This is a genomic window from Dyadobacter sp. AC419, assembly GCF_979253085.1.
In genome coordinates this window covers 191,476-208,554 of record NZ_CEEDCD010000029.1, presented here as the reverse complement: position 1 = coordinate 208,554, position 17,079 = coordinate 191,476, and the positions used below count along the sequence as shown (strand labels likewise).

The 17,079-nt window shown below is 45.4% G+C and carries 17 protein-coding genes and 2 pseudogenes; 8 read left to right on the top strand and 11 right to left on the bottom strand.

Annotated elements, in window-relative coordinates; genetic code table 11:
* Window positions 1-50 precede the first annotated feature (50 nt).
* Window positions 51-731 (top strand): peptidoglycan DD-metalloendopeptidase family protein, encoded by a 681-nt coding sequence (locus AC0IYG_RS28995; RefSeq protein ID WP_471714537.1) that lies wholly within the window; start codon window positions 51-53, stop codon window positions 729-731.
* Window positions 732-767: 36 nt separating this feature from the next.
* On the opposite strand, the gene AC0IYG_RS28990 is transcribed toward AC0IYG_RS28995, so the two are convergent.
* The 5 genes from AC0IYG_RS28990 to AC0IYG_RS28970 all read right to left on the bottom strand — a co-directional run bounded on the left by AC0IYG_RS28990 (window position 768) and on the right by AC0IYG_RS28970 (window position 6,583).
* Complete coding sequence (locus AC0IYG_RS28990) at window positions 768-1,997, bottom strand: MFS transporter (protein WP_471714536.1); 1,230 nt, start codon at window positions 1,995-1,997, stop codon at window positions 768-770.
* Window positions 1,998-1,999: 2 nt separating this feature from the next.
* Window positions 2,000-2,752: an SDR family NAD(P)-dependent oxidoreductase gene (locus tag AC0IYG_RS28985; protein ID WP_471714535.1), complete on the bottom strand. Its 753-nt coding sequence runs from the start codon at window positions 2,750-2,752 to the stop codon at window positions 2,000-2,002.
* Window positions 2,753-2,792: 40 nt separating this feature from the next.
* Window positions 2,793-4,496: a S41 family peptidase gene (locus AC0IYG_RS28980; protein ID WP_471714534.1), complete on the bottom strand. Its 1,704-nt coding sequence runs from the start codon at window positions 4,494-4,496 to the stop codon at window positions 2,793-2,795.
* Window positions 4,497-4,635: 139 nt separating this feature from the next.
* Window positions 4,636-4,878, bottom strand: coding sequence for a hypothetical protein (locus tag AC0IYG_RS28975; protein ID WP_471714533.1), 243 nt, complete (start codon window positions 4,876-4,878; stop codon window positions 4,636-4,638).
* Complete coding sequence (locus tag AC0IYG_RS28970) at window positions 4,850-6,583, bottom strand: acetoacetate--CoA ligase (protein WP_471714532.1); 1,734 nt, start codon at window positions 6,581-6,583, stop codon at window positions 4,850-4,852. The genes AC0IYG_RS28975 and AC0IYG_RS28970 overlap by 29 nt, the downstream gene beginning before the upstream one ends.
* A 292-nt stretch (window positions 6,584-6,875) precedes the next feature.
* Here AC0IYG_RS28970 and AC0IYG_RS28965 point away from each other — a divergent pair, with 292 nt between their 5' ends.
* From AC0IYG_RS28965 to AC0IYG_RS28955, 3 genes are all read left to right on the top strand, one after another.
* Window positions 6,876-7,586, top strand: coding sequence for a hypothetical protein (locus AC0IYG_RS28965; RefSeq protein ID WP_471714531.1), 711 nt, complete (start codon window positions 6,876-6,878; stop codon window positions 7,584-7,586).
* 339 nt (window positions 7,587-7,925) lie between these two features.
* A complete protein-coding gene (locus tag AC0IYG_RS28960; RefSeq protein WP_471714530.1) occupies window positions 7,926-8,153 on the top strand; it encodes a hypothetical protein in 228 nt (75 codons plus the stop codon).
* Window positions 8,146-8,553: a pseudouridine synthase gene (locus tag AC0IYG_RS28955; protein WP_471714529.1), complete on the top strand. Its 408-nt coding sequence runs from the start codon at window positions 8,146-8,148 to the stop codon at window positions 8,551-8,553. Before AC0IYG_RS28960 ends, AC0IYG_RS28955 begins: the two co-directional genes overlap by 8 nt.
* Before the next feature lie 79 nt (window positions 8,554-8,632).
* On the opposite strand, the gene AC0IYG_RS28950 is transcribed toward AC0IYG_RS28955, so the two are convergent.
* From AC0IYG_RS28950 to AC0IYG_RS28930, 5 genes and pseudogenes are all read right to left on the bottom strand, one after another.
* The gene (locus AC0IYG_RS28950) at window positions 8,633-10,168 is read right to left on the bottom strand and encodes a Do family serine endopeptidase (protein WP_471714528.1); all 1,536 of its coding nucleotides are present in this window, start codon (window positions 10,166-10,168) and stop codon (window positions 8,633-8,635) included.
* Window positions 10,169-10,382: 214 nt separating this feature from the next.
* A complete protein-coding gene (locus tag AC0IYG_RS28945; protein ID WP_471714527.1) occupies window positions 10,383-10,961 on the bottom strand; it encodes an Hsp20/alpha crystallin family protein in 579 nt (192 codons plus the stop codon).
* Between the two features lie 84 nt (window positions 10,962-11,045).
* The gene (rnc, locus tag AC0IYG_RS28940; protein ID WP_235127304.1) at window positions 11,046-11,792 is read right to left on the bottom strand and encodes a ribonuclease III; all 747 of its coding nucleotides are present in this window, start codon (window positions 11,790-11,792) and stop codon (window positions 11,046-11,048) included.
* 14 nt (window positions 11,793-11,806) lie between these two features.
* Window positions 11,807-13,061 (bottom strand): annotated as a pseudogene (gene fabF / locus AC0IYG_RS28935) (beta-ketoacyl-ACP synthase II).
* A gap of 43 nt (window positions 13,062-13,104) precedes the next feature.
* Window positions 13,105-13,342 (bottom strand): annotated as a pseudogene (locus tag AC0IYG_RS28930) (acyl carrier protein).
* Between the two features lie 231 nt (window positions 13,343-13,573).
* Between AC0IYG_RS28930 and kdsA the strand changes: the two are divergent.
* From kdsA to AC0IYG_RS28910, 4 genes are all read left to right on the top strand, one after another.
* Window positions 13,574-14,386 carry a 3-deoxy-8-phosphooctulonate synthase gene (gene kdsA, locus AC0IYG_RS28925; RefSeq protein WP_471714526.1) on the top strand — a complete coding sequence of 271 codons (813 nt, stop codon included), beginning with the start codon at window positions 13,574-13,576 and terminating at the stop codon, window positions 14,384-14,386.
* On the top strand, window positions 14,386-15,084 hold the full coding sequence (locus AC0IYG_RS28920; RefSeq protein WP_471714525.1) for a phosphatase PAP2 family protein: 699 nt from the start codon (window positions 14,386-14,388) through the stop codon (window positions 15,082-15,084). The genes kdsA and AC0IYG_RS28920 overlap by 1 nt, the downstream gene beginning before the upstream one ends.
* Window positions 15,085-15,167: 83 nt before the next feature.
* A complete protein-coding gene (locus AC0IYG_RS28915) occupies window positions 15,168-15,629 on the top strand; it encodes a GyrI-like domain-containing protein (RefSeq protein WP_235165606.1) in 462 nt (153 codons plus the stop codon).
* 21 nt (window positions 15,630-15,650) lie between these two features.
* Window positions 15,651-16,202: a DNA-3-methyladenine glycosylase I gene (locus AC0IYG_RS28910; protein WP_471714524.1), complete on the top strand. Its 552-nt coding sequence runs from the start codon at window positions 15,651-15,653 to the stop codon at window positions 16,200-16,202.
* On the opposite strand, the gene AC0IYG_RS28905 is transcribed toward AC0IYG_RS28910, so the two are convergent.
* Window positions 16,203-17,006: a glycerophosphodiester phosphodiesterase family protein gene (locus AC0IYG_RS28905; protein ID WP_471714523.1), complete on the bottom strand. Its 804-nt coding sequence runs from the start codon at window positions 17,004-17,006 to the stop codon at window positions 16,203-16,205.
* Window positions 17,007-17,079 lie beyond the last annotated feature (73 nt).

Sequence of the window (17,079 nt, the reverse complement as noted above, 5' to 3'; positions counted from 1 at the left end):
AAAAAAGTGGCTAAGCGTTAAATCTTAGCCACTTTAAACTACATAAAGATATGTCGTTACTAGCAGAAACGCTTCGAAATCATCCCGCATTTGCAAGCATCATCCAGAGCACCAAGCCTTACAAACGACTGGATTTCTCGGAGCATAACAAAGCGCTTCTTAACAGAGATCTGTCAGAAACGTCCGTTTTTTCTGCGTTTGTATTTGATGAAATGTTGGACCATAATGCATTCATTGGCATTGGCGGTTACAACGAAGACCGGATTATTTACCGCCATCGGAAGCATTTTGCGCAAGATGAAGCGAATCCAAGAAGCATTCACCTCGGCACCGATATCTGGGCTGCGACAGGTGAAACGATTTATGCACCATTAGACGGAACAGTGCACAGCTTCGCATTCAACAATCATTACGGCGATTACGGCCCAACCATTATCCTAAGCCACGAGCTGAATGGAATCACGTTCTTTACACTTTACGGGCATCTTTCACTTGCATCGCTGGACGGATTATTTGTTGGAAAAACAATTGAAGCAAACGCGCCATTTGCCACAATCGGCCCATATCCGGAAAACGGAGACTGGCCGCCACATCTGCATTTTCAAATCATCAGCAATATGGGAAACTTCCAAGGCGACTTCCCCGGCGTCAGCAGTATTCAGGATCGGGAACAATATCTAAACATTTGCCCGGATGCGAATTTGATTTTGAGGGTTGCGGTGAATGGTTAGTAACGGTGCTTATTTGAATAAGTGCAGCATTTCCCCTCAACTCTTCGCCCGCTCTAAATTTGGCAAAAACCCTGTCAGCAAGCCGATAAGCGGTAAAAAGGAGCAGATCCAGAAAACGTATTCAATGCTGGTTTTGTCGGCAAGGCTTCCTAAGATGGCGGATCCGATGCCGGCAATTCCGAAAGCGAAACCAAAGAACAAACCAGCGATCATGCCGACTTTTCCGGGGATCAGTTCCTGCGCATAAACGAGGATTGCTGAAAATGCAGATGAGAGAATTAACCCGATTATGCAGCTCAAAACGCCCGTCCAGAAAAGGTTGACATACGGAAGCATTAATGCAAATGGCGCTGCGCCTAAAATCGAGATCCAGATTACATACTTCCGGCCAATCCTGTCTCCAACCGGCCCGCCAATGAATGTTCCAGCTGCCACTGCGAATAAGAATGCGAACAGGTAAATCTGCGAATTTTGAATGGAAACGCCGAATTTATGAATGAGGTAAAAAGTGAAATAACTCGAAATGCTGGCCATGTAAATGTATTTGGAGAAAATGAGCATCAGCAAAATCCCTATCGCAAACACGATCTTCCCTTTTGACAAATGTGATTCCTGATGCGCTTTTTCCACTTTTTTAGCAGCCACATGGCTCAGACTTTGCTTATACCAGCCGCCAACCCAGGAAAGAATCACAATGGCCAGCAAAGCAACCAGCGAAAACCAGATCACCTGAAAACGGCCATAGGGAAGCAAAATCAATGCTGCCAGTAATGGTCCCAGCGAACTTCCTGCATTGCCGCCAACCTGGAAAAGCGACTGCGCCATGCCGTGCTTCCCACCGGAGGCCATGCGGGCAACGCGCGAAGCCTCAGGATGAAAAACCGCAGAACCAACGCCAATCAATCCAACTGAAAGCAGAACGAGGTTGAAGCTGTCGGCAAGGGAAAGTGAAATTAATCCAAGCAATGTAAAACACATGCCCACCGCCAATGCAAACGGCTGCGGCCTTTTGTCTGTAAATGCGCCTACAACCGGCTGTAAGACAGAAGCACTTACCTGAAATGTGAATGTTATAAATCCAATCTGCGTGAAACTCAGTTGAAATGATTCCTTAACCATCGGATAAATTGACGGGATCAGGGATTGCATGGTGTCATTGAGCAGGTGGCAAAAACTCAATGCAAGTAATATCGGGAAAACGGTCTGTGAAGCACTGGTTACAACGCCAGAGTCGGCGGCAACGGCATTTTGTTCAATGGATTTCATACTTACTTCCTATGGATCGTGGTTGCGGCAGATTGCGCACCAGCGAGAATGGTAATGTCTGCGATTGTAACACGGCCAGGCGCGTTCACGGCGTAAAGAATTGCATCTGCGATATCGCCGGCCTGCAAAGGATCAAAACCCTGATACACTTTTTCTGCACGGGCTTCGTCACCTTTGAAGCGAACGAGTGAAAATTCCGTCTCTACGGCTCCGGGAGCAACATTTGTCACCTTAATGCCATGCTGCGTCAGTTCCAGACGCATGCCTTCACTCAAAACCTCAACGGCAGCCTTCGAAGCGCAATAAACTGCTCCGTTAACATAAGTTTGTTTTCCGGCGATGGAGCTGATGTTCACAATGTGGCCCGAACCATTTTCCAGCATTAACGGGATTATGGCTTTGGAAACATAAAGTAAGCCTTTCACATTTCCATCGATCATTGCATCCCAGTCATCCGTGTCGCCTTCGTCCAACGAACCCATTCCATGCGCATTTCCCGCATTATTGACCAGAATATCGATGTTTTTCCAATCATCCGGCAGCGAACCGATCATTGCGATCACCGCGCCTTTATCGCGGACATCGAAAACGAGCGTGGTAACTTTCACCTTATCCGAAAGCTCAGCGGCAACTTCGTTTAATTTTTCCTGGCGACGCCCGCAAAGGATGAGGTCAATGCCGGCTCCGGCGAATAATTCTGCTGTGGCCTTTCCAATGCCGGATGTGGCTCCGGTAATCAATGCAATTCGAGACATTATAAATTCAATTCGTCAATAAATAGGAGCTTGAAGTCGCTCACTTTTTGTTTTTAGGAATGTTCATGCTGCTGAACTTCCCTTTTTCCAATTGCGCGGCCTGGCTGAAAAGCTGGACAGCCTGCTGGTAAACATTATCGGTCGGGTTCAACACCTGGAAAATCTCATTATTAAGGCCATTCTTCTGCTTTCTTCCCCAAACATAGCGCCCAATAATCGCTTTTGTCTGCGAAGTTATAAGCGGCTTTGATAAATTCAACTCCTTTTCATTCGGTTTGATTCCCGCCTTAGACGCATCCTTAACCATTTCGGCAAGCATTGCGTCAGAAATGTTAAAGGAAGTCAGGAAGTCATTGAATGATTGTTTTTCCAATTTCTTCGCATTCTCATTCGCATAGCGAAGCGCGTATTCGCGAATGATGTTTTTGGAATATAATTCGAATAAATACTTGCTGTTCAGCAATGTATCTTTTGGAACAAAAATATCCGGTGTAATGCCGCCGCCGCCATATACAATGCGTCCACCGTCTGTTTTGTATATTTTGGTTTTATCAAACTTAATGCTGTCGACATTGAACAACTCGCCGCTTTCATAACGATGCGAAAGATCCTGGCTGTAATCCTCGCCTTTTCCAAGCTCGTAAGGTTTCTGAATGCTGCGGCCGCTTGGCGTGTAATAGCGGGAAATTGTAAGGCGAAGTTCCGATGCATCCGAAAGTTTGATTGGCATTTGCACCAAACCTTTACCATAAGATCTTCTGCCCACAACCAATGCACGGTCATGATCTTGCAATGCTCCGGCAAGAATTTCCGAAGCAGAAGCGCTTCCTTCGTCAACCAGCACAATCAGCGGGCCTTGTTCAAAAAGACCGTCAATATGAGACCGCGTTTTTCTGTCAAAACGACTGTCTTTGCCTTCGGTGTAAACCAATAATTTGTCGCCAGCTATAAATTCGTCCGCCATGCTCGTCGCGCGCTCCATATAACCGCCCGGATTGCCGCGTAAGTCAAGGATCAGGTTTTTCAATCCATTGGCTTTCAATGTCTTTAATGCTGACTTAAACTCGTCATATGTTGTTTCTGAGAAACGGCTCACTTTAATGTAACCAACTTCCGGATTAACCATATAAGACGCATCCACCGAATAAGTCGGAATTCGGTCGCGGACAACTGCAAAATTCATTTTTTCATCTAAGCCAACCCTTTCAATCGCGAGATCAACCTTTGTGCCGCGCTTTCCACGCAAAAGCTTGTAAACCTGCGCATTAGTAACGCCCGGGCCAGACAGATTTTCCTTATTAACAGAAATGATCCGGTCGCCGCTCTGAATGCCTGCCGCCTCGGAAGGACCGCCGCTTAATGGCGTCACCACGTAAACCGTGTCATTATAAATATTGAATTCAACCCCAATCCCGTCAAAACCTGACTCCAATTGAGAGCGTGCAGCAGTGGCTTCTTCTGTGTTAAAATAGGCAGTATGCGGATCGAGTTTTTCCAGCATTTTGGAAATAGAATAATCTACAAGTTCCTCTGTATTAACGGAATCCACGTAATTATTTTCAACCAGCATCAGCACTTCGCGATACTTGGCGTAACCTTTGGCAACGTCTGAAAGCTTGCGGCCTCCGCTAAAAAAAGTGCTTCCAAGAAGCACTCCGGCGGCCAGTGTGATAGCAATAATAATGGGAAGGCGAACCACAGATCGGGAATTATGAATCGGAGTGGGAGATTTTTGTTGATCCATGCCAATAAAATATTTGAAAGCGTTGTAACGAATGCCCGTTGCAACAGGCACATTTCTCTAACGTGAAGTAAGCGATTTTGGTTGCCTAATGCAAGCGCATTCGGGGTGATTTATAAGATATTAGTGCAACTTTTTAGCACTAAACAAAGGCTTTCAGCGATTCAGGATTGCGCATTGTCTCCACATTGATACACTTTGCAGGATCTTGTCCCATCAAAATCCGCTTCATAGGCGCTTCCATTTTTTTCCCGTTGATCGTATAGGGGATGTCGCTAACCTGCTCAATCGTGTCCGGGACGTGGCGCGGACTATATTCGTTGCGCAAGACGTCTTTGATCTGCGCTTTCAGTGAGTCAGTAAGCGACTTGTCCTTGGCCAGCACAACGAATAAAGAAATCGTCCCCTCGCCATTTTCCTTTTAGATACACGGCCAGACTGTCCTTCACGTCCGGAATGCTTTCAACAGCCCGATAAATTTCTGCAGTTCCGATCCGCACGCCGCCGCGGTTCAATGTCGCATCCGAGCGCCCGTAAATGATAACCGAGTTGCGATGTGTAATTTTTATCCAGTCGCCATGCCGCCATACATTCGGAAACATGTCATAATAACTGCCAAGATAGCGCTCGTGATCCTGATCATTCCAAAAATAAATCGGCATCGACGGCATGGGTTGCGTTATGACCATTTCACCCAATTCATCAATTAACCGCTTTCCGCCCTCACTATAAGCCTCAATGCGGCAGCCGAGCATTCTGCATTGAATTTCTCCCGGATAAACGGGCAAGATCGGGCAACCACCCACAAATGCGCTGCAAACGTCTGTTCCGCCGCTTAATGAGATCAACCACACATCTTTTTTTACATGTTTGTAAATCCATTCGTATGCTTCCGGCGGCAATGGTGAGCCGGTTGAGCCAATGGTTTCCAGCGATCCCAGGTTTCCGGAAGTAATGCTCACGCCCGCTTTCATCGAGGCAATAAAAAACGCAGCTCCGCTTCCGAAATGCGTAATTTTTGCTTTTTCAACCAGACTCCACAGCGTTTGGGAAGATGGAAAAGCAGGCGCGCCGTCGTACAAAACGAGCGTTGCGCCGCATAACATGGAGCCTAATGCATAATTCCACATCATCCAGCCTGTTGTCGAATACCAAAAATAGCGGTCGCCGGGTTTTACATTTTGATGAAGCATTAATGCCTTATAATGTTCGATCAGGCATCCGCCGACGCTGTGCGTAATGGCTTTTGGCTGCGCGGTTGTGCCCGAAGAATAAAGGATCCAGATCGGATGATCGAAGGGAACGGGCTCAAAATCAAGTCCGAAATTTTGGAGATGCAGGATATCTTCCCAGGAAGTAAGGCGCTCAGGACGGTTTTCAGAATTGATATTACTGATTAAAACTGTGTCCTTAACAGATGGCAAAGCAACGAAAAGCTCCTGCGCAAATGAAGTAATGTCGTAAGTTTTGCCGTTATAAGTGTAACCGTCTGCAATGAAAAGAACTTTGGGTTCAATTTGCACAAACCGGTCTGTAATGGCTGTTTTTCCGAAATCAGGAGAGCAAGAAGACCACACCGCTCCTACTGCATTGGTTGCGAGGAAAGCAACGACCGCTTGTGGAATGTTTGGCAAAATCGCCGCCACGCGATCACCCGGCCGCACGCCCCTTTGTTTCAACCACGCCGCCACGGCTGCAACTTCCACTTCAAGGGTGTCCCAGGAAACTTCTTTTAGTTCGGATTGCTCAGATTGATAGACAATTGCAGGCCTGTCCTTATTTTTATTTCTGAAAATATGCTCAGCGTAATTGAGTTTGGATCTTGTAAACCATTTGGTGCCAATCATTCCGCTTTGCGGCCGTTGCAGCACTTCCAGATAAAGATCGTGTGATTTAATGTTGAAGTAAAGCCACAAACTCTCCCAAAAATCTTCCAGATCCGTCACCGACCAATCCCAGAGATCGTGATAGGACCTGAAATAGAGCCCTTTTTTTACAAAAAGCCAATCCATGTATTTTTTAAGATTGGACTGTTCCAAAAGTGCCCGTCCGGGTTTCCATAAAGGCTGAGTCTGCACGTCAGTAGACATATTCAAATCATTATAGTGAAGGTTAGGTGTTGAAAAAAGGCCAAAAGCGTGCATTTTTCCAATAGTACTAATAAACGTACGGTTACGAAAATTGGCATAAATACAAGGGAAAATATTTAGTTGAAAAATTACCGTATCTTTGCGGCCTAAATAATAACACTTAGTACTCTGATCATCAGATACGTTGATCGGTTGGTTTTAGTGGCAATTTTTAAGAACGGCCTTTAAACCGCCATCAAGACACGGCAAATAGTAAGAGGAACAAAAATCCAGTAGTGATACTGCATTCCTAATGAGAAAAAGAACATCAACACCCTCGAAGGCGCCAAAAGCTTCGCAGCCTTCGACCAGCGGACAGAAAACCTTCCGCAGATCCACTGACGGCGCAGGCCATCCATTCAAAAAGGCTCGCCCTGAGGCAGAAAGCCGATTCAGCAAACCAAGCATTAAAAAGTCAAGTTTTAGAATTGCCAGCGGCAATGCTGACAATGCAGGACAAAAAGGACGCCCAAGCTTTGACCATGAAAAAGGCAACAGCGAAAGAGGAAGCTTTGATAAGCCGAGCTTCGGTAAGCCTGGTTTTGAAAAGCCTCGGTTCGATAAGCCGCGTTTTGATAAGCCGCGCTTCGATAAGCCTTCATTCAAACCTGGCTTTGATAAATCCGGTGACGACAGGCCGAGATTCCCTAAAAAAGATGATGGTTTCCGCAGTCCGGCTGATAAAAAGACTTTGGACAAAGAGAAAGGCCAACCGGCGACAGAGAATTCAAACCTCGTTTTGACAGACCTGCACGCGAAGGCGATAAACCAAGGTTTGACAGACCTGCGCGCGAAGGCGACAGACCGCGCTTTGACAGAAGCTCGGATCGCCCTGCTTCAACCGGAGATTCCCGCCCATTCCGCGCAAGAGAAGAATCAGGAAGGAGCGAAAGACCAGCTGGCAACAGAGAATTCAAGCCTCGCGCGGACAGACCTGCACGTGAAGGCGAGCGTCGTGACGTAAGACCTTCGGGCGAGCGCTCATTTGACCGCGGAAGCCGTGATAGCAGACCTGATTTTAAAAAAAAAGATGAGACGGAACGCTTAGACAGCGAGAATTTCCAAAAACCATCCCGTGAAGAAAATCAGGAGCAAACCGAAGATCGCAGCGGATTAGACAGAAGAGTGGGCCGATTTGAAAGCGCTCCACGCTACAATCTTTCCAGCTATGAAAAGAAGAATGCACCGAAACGGAAGGAAAAAGAAGAATCTGCGCTGATTCGTTTGAACCGATATATTTCTAACGCAGGCATTTGCTCGCGTCGCGAAGCGGATGATCTGATCGCTTACGGGCCAGATTTCTGTGAACGGAAAAACGGTTACAGAAATGGGTTACAAAGTAATGCCAACTGAACGTCTGGCGAAATACGGCAAGAAAGCATTGAACCCGGAGAAAATGGTTTATATCTTAATCAATAAGCCAAAAGATTACATTACGACAACTGACGATCCGCAAGAACGCAAAACCGTGCTCGACCTGATTCAAGGCGCATGTGCTGAGCGTGTTTACCCGGGTGGGTCGCTTGGATAGGAATACAACCGGTTTATTGCTTTTGACCAATGATGGCGAACTGGCTGTGAAGCTCACGCACCCCCATCCGGCGGAATTAAGAAGAAAATATGCTCGGGCAGAGTCGGATAAGCCGATTACGACCGAAGATTTCGAAAAGTTGCAGCATGGCCTTGAACTCGAAGACGGTTTCATCCGTCCCGACGAAGTGGGCATTGTAACACCGGACGCAATGGTTGTCGGACTTGAAATTCACAGCGGCCGCAACCGCATCGTTCGCCGGATGTTTGAACATTTGGGTTATGAAGTTCAAAAGCTCGACCGGACGGTTTTTGCAGGATTAAATAAAAAAGATCTTCCAAGAGGAAAATGGAGATTTTTGAGTGAAAAAGAGGTTGTCAAACTGAAATTTATGCTCTAAAATTTTTGGTATAATAAAACAAAACCGGCTGCTATGATAAACATAACAGCCGGTTTTTTATTTGAACCTTACTTCCTTATTAAAGTCTGAAGCCGAAAGAGTAAACATCATATGGAGCGTCTGGGTAAAGACCTTCAAACTGCACCATTGATTCTTCTTTGCCAGTAATTGCGGCTTGGAATTCTTTCACGGAACGAACTGGCTTGCCATTCACTTTGGTAATGATAAAGCCTTCTTCCACTTGCGAACGGGCAAATTTACCGCCGTCTATCGAAACCACTTTCACACCGCCATCCAGTTTGTAACGAGATAAACGTTGTTTTTCCTGGTCGCTCAGGTTGCCGAATTGTGCACCCAAAGCATTCATAATTGCAGCAGATTCGTCACGTTTTAGAATGTCAGAACCACCTGTGCGGTTACGCAATGTGATGTTTAATTCCTTTTCTGAGCCATTGCGATTAACTGTCAAAGCAACTTTATCGCCAGGCTTGTGCAAGCCGATTGATTGTTGCAATTCAGGGATCGAGTGAATGTTCACACCGTCTACTTTTACAATTACGTCACCTTTCACTACGCCGCCTGCTTTCGCTGCACTGTTTTCTGTGAACTCACGAACATACACACCGTCGTTCACTTTCACGCCATATTCTTCGGCTTTTCTGCTATCCAGATCATCCAGGGCAATTCCCAGATAACCGCGCTGTACATTACCGAATTTGATCAAATCACTTGAAACCTTCTTAACAATGCTGGAAGGAACTGCAAATGCGTAACCTGCAAAGCTTCCCGTTGGGCTGGCAATTGCAGTGTTAATGCCGATCAATTCACCTTTCAAGTTCACCAATGCACCACCACTGTTTCCAGGGTTAACCACGGCGTCTGTTTGAATAAATGATTCAAGAGGCGAATCCACGGAAGATGCAGAAGCTGGTGTTACACCGCCGCCACGTCTTGACTGGCCAATGATGCCCAACCCACGTCCTTTTGCACTTATAATACCAGCTGTAACAGTTGATTCCAAATTAAAAGGGTTACCAACCGCCACAACCCACTCTCCTACTTTCACAGCATCAGAATTACCCAATGTTACAGCAGGAAGATCTTTCGCTTCCACTTTAATCACCGCAATGTCTGTAGAAGGGTCAGTTCCAATCACTTTTGCTCTGAACTTGCTTTTGTTATGCAGCGTAACTTCCAGTTCCTGAGCACCTTCCACGACGTGGTTATTTGTTACAATGTAACCATCAGGAGAAATAATCACACCTGAACCGGATGCTTCCTGAGACTGTGGACCGCGTGATCCACCTTCGAACTCATCACCGAAAAAATCTCTGAAAATATCAGGAATCTGCTGACCGCCTCCGCGGGATGCCTGACGTGTCATTGTTGATTTTATATGGACAACCGTCGGGGTTGTTGCTTCGGCAGCGTAAACGAAATCCCCAGGTGCGCCCACTGGCGTTCCAGTCGACGTGAAGCGCGTAATTGATTCGGCCGGAGCCTCCTTGAAAATTACATCTTTCCCATCTTTATCACCTAATAGTTTAAATCCGGCAAGAGTTGATGCGCTTGAAATCAACCCAACCAACACTAAACCTTTCCAATTTGTTTTCATATACATTTGTTGGGGTTATATTTTTATGAATGAATAACGCAAAGCATTTACTAAACTATTCCCACACACGCCTCATTTAACATAATTTAACACGGACATTCTACTTGTCATCTACTAAAATATCCTGCCAATCCAAGTAACAAATTATGCGAATGTTTGTTCACAAAAAAGGCGCTATTATAAAATAATAACGCCTTGCAATTTAGTGTGCAGATTAAGCAATTTCAATCGCACGAGCTGGTTTTTCTTTTGCTTCTTCGCGTTTTGGCAAGGCAATGCTCAGGATGCCGTCCGCATAAGTTGCTTCGATTTTTTCTCCGTCAATGGAGTTAGGCAATGTGAAGGTGCGTTGGAAAGAAGCGTATTTGAACTCACGACGAGTGTATTTTTCTTCTTTGTTCTCTTCTTTCTGCTCTTTCTGTGCAGAGATTGTCAACTGATTTTTTTCAAGATTCAATTTGAAATCTGATTTCTGCAAGCCAGGAGCTGCAACTTCGATTTTGAAACCTTCTTTGCTCTCAACAACATTTACAGCTGGAACGCTTCCGGCAAATGCTGGATTTGCAAATTCGTTAAAAAGGTCTTTGCCAAAAAATCCATTTAAATAAGATGGATTTGCGAAATGGGTTTTTACTAAAGTGCTCATTGTTCTATGATGTTTTATTTGTCTGTTTCTATTTTTACCGTTGCGGTATGCATGAGTAATATCAATTCTCATTCCGACCGTTAAAAACTGGAAAATACACGACATAATGTCTGCTATTTTGCTAGAAGAACATAAAAAGAGCGACATAATGTCCGATTTAAACCTGAAACAATAAGACAAAGTGATACGATAACCTGAATACAGGCTAAGTCAAACAGAAAGTAAGTTAGTCTATTTTAGATCAAGCAATGCGCAGGCCTGCTCAGAAGCAGACTGTTCAGCTTTTTTCTTGGTGAAACCGTTGCCCTGCGCAAAAGGCTCGTCGTTTACCAAAATTTGAGAGATGAATTCGCGGTGATGGCGTGTGCCGCGTTCTTCCAGAATTTCGAAGCGGATTTCCTTTCCTTCGCGTTGTGCCCATTCAATGATGAGGCTTTTGAAGTTGGCATTGTTCTGAATAATGCTATCCAGATCGTAATGCGTGATCAGCTTGCTGATGATAAATGTCCGCGTGAAACGGAAGCCTTTATCAAGATAAATGGCTCCTACGAACGCTTCGAGCGCATCGCCATACATGGATGAGCGGGGCGACATGCCGCGACGGTTGCCATCGTATTCGATCAGGCGATCGAGGCCAAGCTTTTTTGAGATTTGATTGAGAGATTCCCGGTTAACAATGCGGGAGCGGATTTCGGTAAGAAAACCTTCGTCTTTGTAAGGATATTTGGTAAAAAGAAATTCTGCAACCACCATTCCTAAAACGGCGTCACCCAGATATTCCAATCGTTCGTTGGATTCACGAAATCCTTTGATAGCGGTTTCCCGTGATGCAGATGTATGGCGAAAAGCCAGTTGATAAACGCCCAGATTCGAAGGCCGGTCGCCAATTACGTGCGCAATCGATTCCTTAAATTTTTTATCCTCAGCACTTCCGGTTCTGAAAAGAGAGAGTATCGGTATAAGAATTCGCTTTGCCAAGTGTAATTAGTTAATCAGTCTTCATACTTTTTGAAAACGACTGATGCATTGTGTCCGCCAAAGCCAAATGTATTGCTGAGCGCAATGTTGATCTCGCGTTTTTGAGCGTGGTTAAATGTCAGGTTCAATTTTGGATTAATGTCCGGATCGGCAGTGAAATGGTTGATGGTAGGCGGAACAACCTGATCGCGGATAGCCAAAATACAAGCCGCGGCTTCGATAGCACCAGCGCCACCCAGCAAATGTCCGGTCATGGATTTGGTTGAACTGATATTCAGCTCATAAGCGTGTTCGCCAAAGAATTTTTCAATTGCCTTAATTTCCTGCGGATCACCGATCGGCGTCGAAGTGCCGTGGGTATTGATGTAATCCACATCTTCCGGTTTGATCCCTGCGTTCTCAATTGCATTTTTCATAACAATGTGAGCACCAAGGCCATCCGGGTGGGGCGCTGTAATGTGGTAGGCATCGGAAGACATTCCGGCACCGATCATTTCAGCATAAATTTTTGCTCCTCTTGCTTTCGCATGTTCCAGCTCTTCAAGAATAAGCGCTGCGCCGCCTTCTCCCAAAACAAAACCATCACGGTCTTTGTCATAAGGACGGGAAGCTGTTTCAGGCGAGTCGTTTCTTTCGGATAATGCTTTAAGTGCATTAAAACCTCCAACGCCCGCGATTGTAACGGCTGCTTCCGAACCTCCGGAAATGCAGACATTCATCATGCCCAGTTTGATGTAATTAAATGCATCAATCAAAGCATTGGTTGCCGAAGCGCAAGCTGAAACGGTGATGAAATTGGGACCGCGGAAACCGTAGCGGATCGAGAGGACTCCCGAAGCACTGTCTACGATCATTTTGGGGATAAAGAATGGATTGAACCGGGGCGTTTTGCCATTTTCGGCGAAGTTCATCACTTCTTCCTCAAATGTTTTCAGACCACCGATTCCCGTACCCCAAATTACACCGGCTTTGTCGAGATCAAGCGTATCTGCGTCAAAGCCGGCGTCCTTCATTGCCTCGTCTGCTGCAATGACGGCGTATTGTGTAAACGGGTCCATTTTACGTGCTTCCTGTCGAGGAATGTAACTAGTAACGTCCAGGCCTTTAATTTCACAGGCAAACTTCGGTGCGAAACTTTTCAGCATCGAAACGGGTAATCGGAGCTGCTCCGCTTACACCTGCAACCAAATTTTTCCAAAAGGTAGAAACATCATTTCCAACGGGCGTTAATGCGCCCATTCCGGTAATTACAACTCTCTTCAAACTCATAAAATGGGGACAGAAATAAAATGATACTGGTTAAAAAACCGAATTACTTCACGTTTTCTTCCAGGTATGCAACAGCCTGACCAACTGTACCAATGTTCTCTGCCTGATCGTCAGGGATAGATAGATTGAATTCTTTTTCAAATTCCATGATCAATTCAACGGTATCTAGAAGAGTCTGCTCCCAAGTCGTTCTGGAAGTTTGCTTCCGATGTTACTTCCGACTCTTCTACGCCGAGTTTTTCGACGATAATTTGCTTAACTCTTTCTGCAATTGCTGACATTTTATATTCACTTTTTGGTTAAAATCGCAACAAAGAAAGAAATTTCGATTCACTTTGACAAAATTTTTTTAGTCCTTTCATTTTATTGCTTTTAATGTTGTTGAAATAAAAAAACCAGAAAATCAAATGTTTACCACGGATCTGTCCCACTAAATCCTTCGATTATATAAACACTAGAGCGGATAGCCGTACATTTGCAAAACTTTTCTTGACCACCACACGAATTATAGTATGATATCAATACCAAATATAAAAAACGCCGAATCTCCCCTGTTTTTCCTGATGGCAGGGCCTTGTGCAATTGAAGGCAGGGACATGGCTTTACGCATCGCCGAACACATTACCGGCCTCACCGACCGCCTCAAAATCCCTTATATTTTCAAAGGTTCTTACCGCAAAGCCAACCGCACGAAGATCGATTCCTTCACCGGAATCGGTGACGAAAAAGCATTAAAGATTCTGGAAGAAGTACGAAATACTTTTGGTGTGCCTGTGGTCACTGACATTCACGAATCGCATGAAGCAGCATTTGCGGCCGAGTATGTGGACGTGCTGCAAATCCCGGCTTTCTTATGCCGTCAAACTGAATTGCTGGCAGCCGCGGCGAGAACGGGAAAGGCGGTCAATGTTAAAAAAGGACAGTTCCTTTCGGGTGCTTCCATGAAATTCGCAGTTGAAAAAATCAACGAGGTCAACCCTGAATGTCCGGTGATCCTGACCGATCGTGGCAACAGTTTTGGTTATGGTGACCTGATTGTCGATTATCGTAACCTCCCTGAAATGAGCTCGTTCGGTGTCCCGGTTGTGATGGATTGCACGCATTCATTGCAACAGCCCAACCAGGCCTCCGGCGTAACGGGCGGCAAGCCAAAGCTTATCGAGACCATTGCGAAAGCTGCCATTGCTGTGGGTGCGGATGGACTATTTATTGAAACGCATTTCAATCCTTCCGAAGCTAAGTCGGATGGCGCTAATATGCTGCCGCTGGATCAGCTGGAAGGACTTTTAGAAAGATTAGTGCGGGTTCGTGAAGCGATAATGTAATGGTGGCACGCATCCTGAGAACGCAGCTCTTTTGCGTCATTTTCTGTTTTCAAATTGTTTCTCCGGAAGTCATTGCGCAGGGCAGTTTTGAGGAGAAAAATAAAACTGAAAAGGACTCAACGCTTTGGGTAATTAAAGCCGGCGATGTGATTCCGCCGGTTACGCTTGCTTTGGCAGGGTTGGTGGCGCAGGGCAGGATCAGCAGGCATTTTCAGCGGGAGGTGCATTCAAAATATCCGAATTTTCATTCCAAAGCCGATGAATTTCTTCCTTATGCGCCGGGTGTGATCAGTTTGGGACTTGCCTCGGCGGGTGTTAAAGGAAAGCATAAGCTAGGTGATCAGGTTATTCTTGCATTGCTTTCCAACATTATAGCGCAAGGCGTAACACAAAGTTTGAAACGGGTCATTAAATATCCCCGACCGGACCAATCCGATTATTATTCTTTCCCATCCGGCCACACGACAACCGCATTCGCCAATGCCACCATTTTGCACGAAGAATATGGCCAGCGCAGCGTTTTGTACAGCATAGGCGGTTATGGAACGGCCACGGCGGTTGGCGGGCTCCGGATTTTGAACAACAAACATTGGCTCGCGGATGTGCTTATGGGCGCTGGGGTTGGCATAGGCGCTACGAAAGCCCTGTACATTAGTTATCCCTGGCTGCAACAGAACGTTCGCCGGATGAAACATTAAATTCGAAATTCGGAAAACCAGCTGACATAGGGTTGTCATAAGCGGTGATTTCATTTGCATAAAAACATTCAAACATTGTCATCATGCAAACGAAAACAATTCCGCCTATCCACGTGCTTTATTTCGAAACCGAAACTTCTTTGAATGAACTCATGGGTTATGTGCGCCTGGTTGCGCATCGCCTGTATAGGGAGGCAATTCGCAAGGAAATGGAGATTACCGGCCCTATTTACTGGATTTATAACGGCGCCGACGGCAATCCCGAAACCCGGTTTAATCTGACCATCGCATTGCCTGTCAGTGTTTACGACGCGCCATTGACGGATTCTGAATTCAATTTGAAATATCTTGAACCCTTCAATTGTTTGGCTGGGCATCTTTATGGAAGTTGGGAAGGGTTGGGAAAAATATATAGCGAGTTGATTTCCGATGTTTTGGCAAAAAATCTAATCATGTCGGGCGAAAACCGGGAAATGTATTTAAATATGGATTTTCAAAATCCTGAAAACAACATTACCGAAGTGCAGATCGGCATTACAAAATAAGTTTCTTTAAAAACCTGACCAATGTCTTATTGCAGCTTCATCAACAACAACATTTCCGAAACGGCTGATTACTTGCTCCATAAGCATTATCACGACAATCAATATGGTTTTGAAATCGCGGATGACGACGAGCTTTTTGGCCGGTTGATTTTGGAAATAAATCAGGCTGGGCTGAGCTGGACATTGATGTTGCGAAAGCAGGCTGGTTTCAGAAAGGCTTATGACAATTTTTCAATCGAGAAGATTGCTCAATATGATGAGTCGGACCGTGAGCGGCTTTTACTTGACGCTGGAATTGTGCGTAACAGACTGAAAGTGAATGCAGCGATTGTGAATGCTCAGAAAATATTGAAACTGAAAAAAGATTTCGGATCATTCAAAGGCTGGATCGAAGCGCATCACCCGCTGACCAAAGAAGAGTGGATCAAGCTTTTCAAGAAAACATTCAAATTCACCGGCGGCGAAATCGTTAATGAATTCCTCATGAGCACGGGTTATCTGCCCGGCGCACACGACGCAGATTGTCCGATTTATAAAAAGGTCAAATTAATTGAAGCGACTCAGAAGGCCTGATTAATGTAGCCCGGCTTCTTTGAGATATTTTACCAAAGCAGCTGGCTGGTCTGTTTGGAATCCCTGAACCTGCTTGGCAACAGCTTCTTTCCAGGAAACCGGCCCTTCGGTTGGACTTTGCACATCCAGCCAAACTTGCACGCCAAGCTCATTTGCATTTTTCAAAAGCGATTCATGCGGCAGGTTATCAACGATTTTCAGATGCATTTTGTCCAGGTAACCTGCCAGTTTTTCCTTGTTATCGATCGTTTTCGGCAAGCTCGACATTAAGGGCACATTCGGAGCAATTTTCGTCCATTCGTGGTAATCACTTTCCTTATTTAAATAAACAACAACCTGCTTCTCCATGCCCGCTTCCCTGATTTGCTTCCAGGTTTCAGCCACATTCGCATCTTTGAAGTCGAGATAAATGTTAATGTTGCCTTTACAAACGGCCAGCACTTCTCTGAACTCCGGAATTCTATGGGTTTTCTTGTTTCTATTGAAAACCTGCAAATTTTTGACCTCATTCAAAGTCATTGTGCTGATCTTCCCGGCGCCATTTGTGGTCCTGTCCACAGTGGCATCGTGCAGCACAACCAAATGCCCGTCCTTAGTCGTCCTCAAATCCACTTCCACATAATCAGCGCCGGCTTTAATGGCTTCCCGGGCAGCGGCAATCGTGTTTTCAGGAACGGCAACATGGTTTCCGCGGTGCGCAATGACAACGGTTTTATGTTTGGTCTCTGGCAAAACCTGCTGCGCAACGACGGTAAGCGAGGCAAGAAATGACGAAAAAAGAAGGATTGTGGCTTTTTTGAACATGACGGTCTTTATAAAAAAGTCTACAAGTAAGATGTATTCTTAACTCATAGACTTATAAACTCTCAACTCAATA

Excerpts from the sequence above, each read along its gene's own strand:
- AC0IYG_RS28995 (WP_471714537.1), top strand. The coding sequence starts at position 51 with ATGTCGTTACTAGCAGAAACGCTTCGAAATCATCCCGCATTTGCAAGC.
- AC0IYG_RS28990 (WP_471714536.1), bottom strand. The coding sequence starts at position 1,997 with ATGAAATCCATTGAACAAAATGCCGTTGCCGCCGACTCTGGCGTTGTA.
- AC0IYG_RS28985 (WP_471714535.1), bottom strand. The coding sequence starts at position 2,752 with ATGTCTCGAATTGCATTGATTACCGGAGCCACATCCGGCATTGGAAAG.
- AC0IYG_RS28980 (WP_471714534.1), bottom strand. The coding sequence starts at position 4,496 with ATGGATCAACAAAAATCTCCCACTCCGATTCATAATTCCCGATCTGTG.
- AC0IYG_RS28970 (WP_471714532.1), bottom strand. The coding sequence starts at position 6,583 with ATGTCTACTGACGTGCAGACTCAGCCTTTATGGAAACCCGGACGGGCA.
- AC0IYG_RS28965 (WP_471714531.1), top strand. The coding sequence starts at position 6,876 with ATGAGAAAAAGAACATCAACACCCTCGAAGGCGCCAAAAGCTTCGCAG.
- AC0IYG_RS28950 (WP_471714528.1), bottom strand. The coding sequence starts at position 10,168 with ATGAAAACAAATTGGAAAGGTTTAGTGTTGGTTGGGTTGATTTCAAGC.
- AC0IYG_RS28945 (WP_471714527.1), bottom strand. The coding sequence starts at position 10,961 with ATGTCGCTCTTTTTATGTTCTTCTAGCAAAATAGCAGACATTATGTCG.
- kdsA (WP_471714526.1), top strand. The coding sequence starts at position 13,574 with ATGATATCAATACCAAATATAAAAAACGCCGAATCTCCCCTGTTTTTC.
- AC0IYG_RS28920 (WP_471714525.1), top strand. The coding sequence starts at position 14,386 with ATGGTGGCACGCATCCTGAGAACGCAGCTCTTTTGCGTCATTTTCTGT.
- AC0IYG_RS28915 (WP_235165606.1), top strand. The coding sequence starts at position 15,168 with ATGCAAACGAAAACAATTCCGCCTATCCACGTGCTTTATTTCGAAACC.
- AC0IYG_RS28910 (WP_471714524.1), top strand. The coding sequence starts at position 15,651 with ATGTCTTATTGCAGCTTCATCAACAACAACATTTCCGAAACGGCTGAT.
- AC0IYG_RS28905 (WP_471714523.1), bottom strand. The coding sequence starts at position 17,006 with ATGTTCAAAAAAGCCACAATCCTTCTTTTTTCGTCATTTCTTGCCTCG.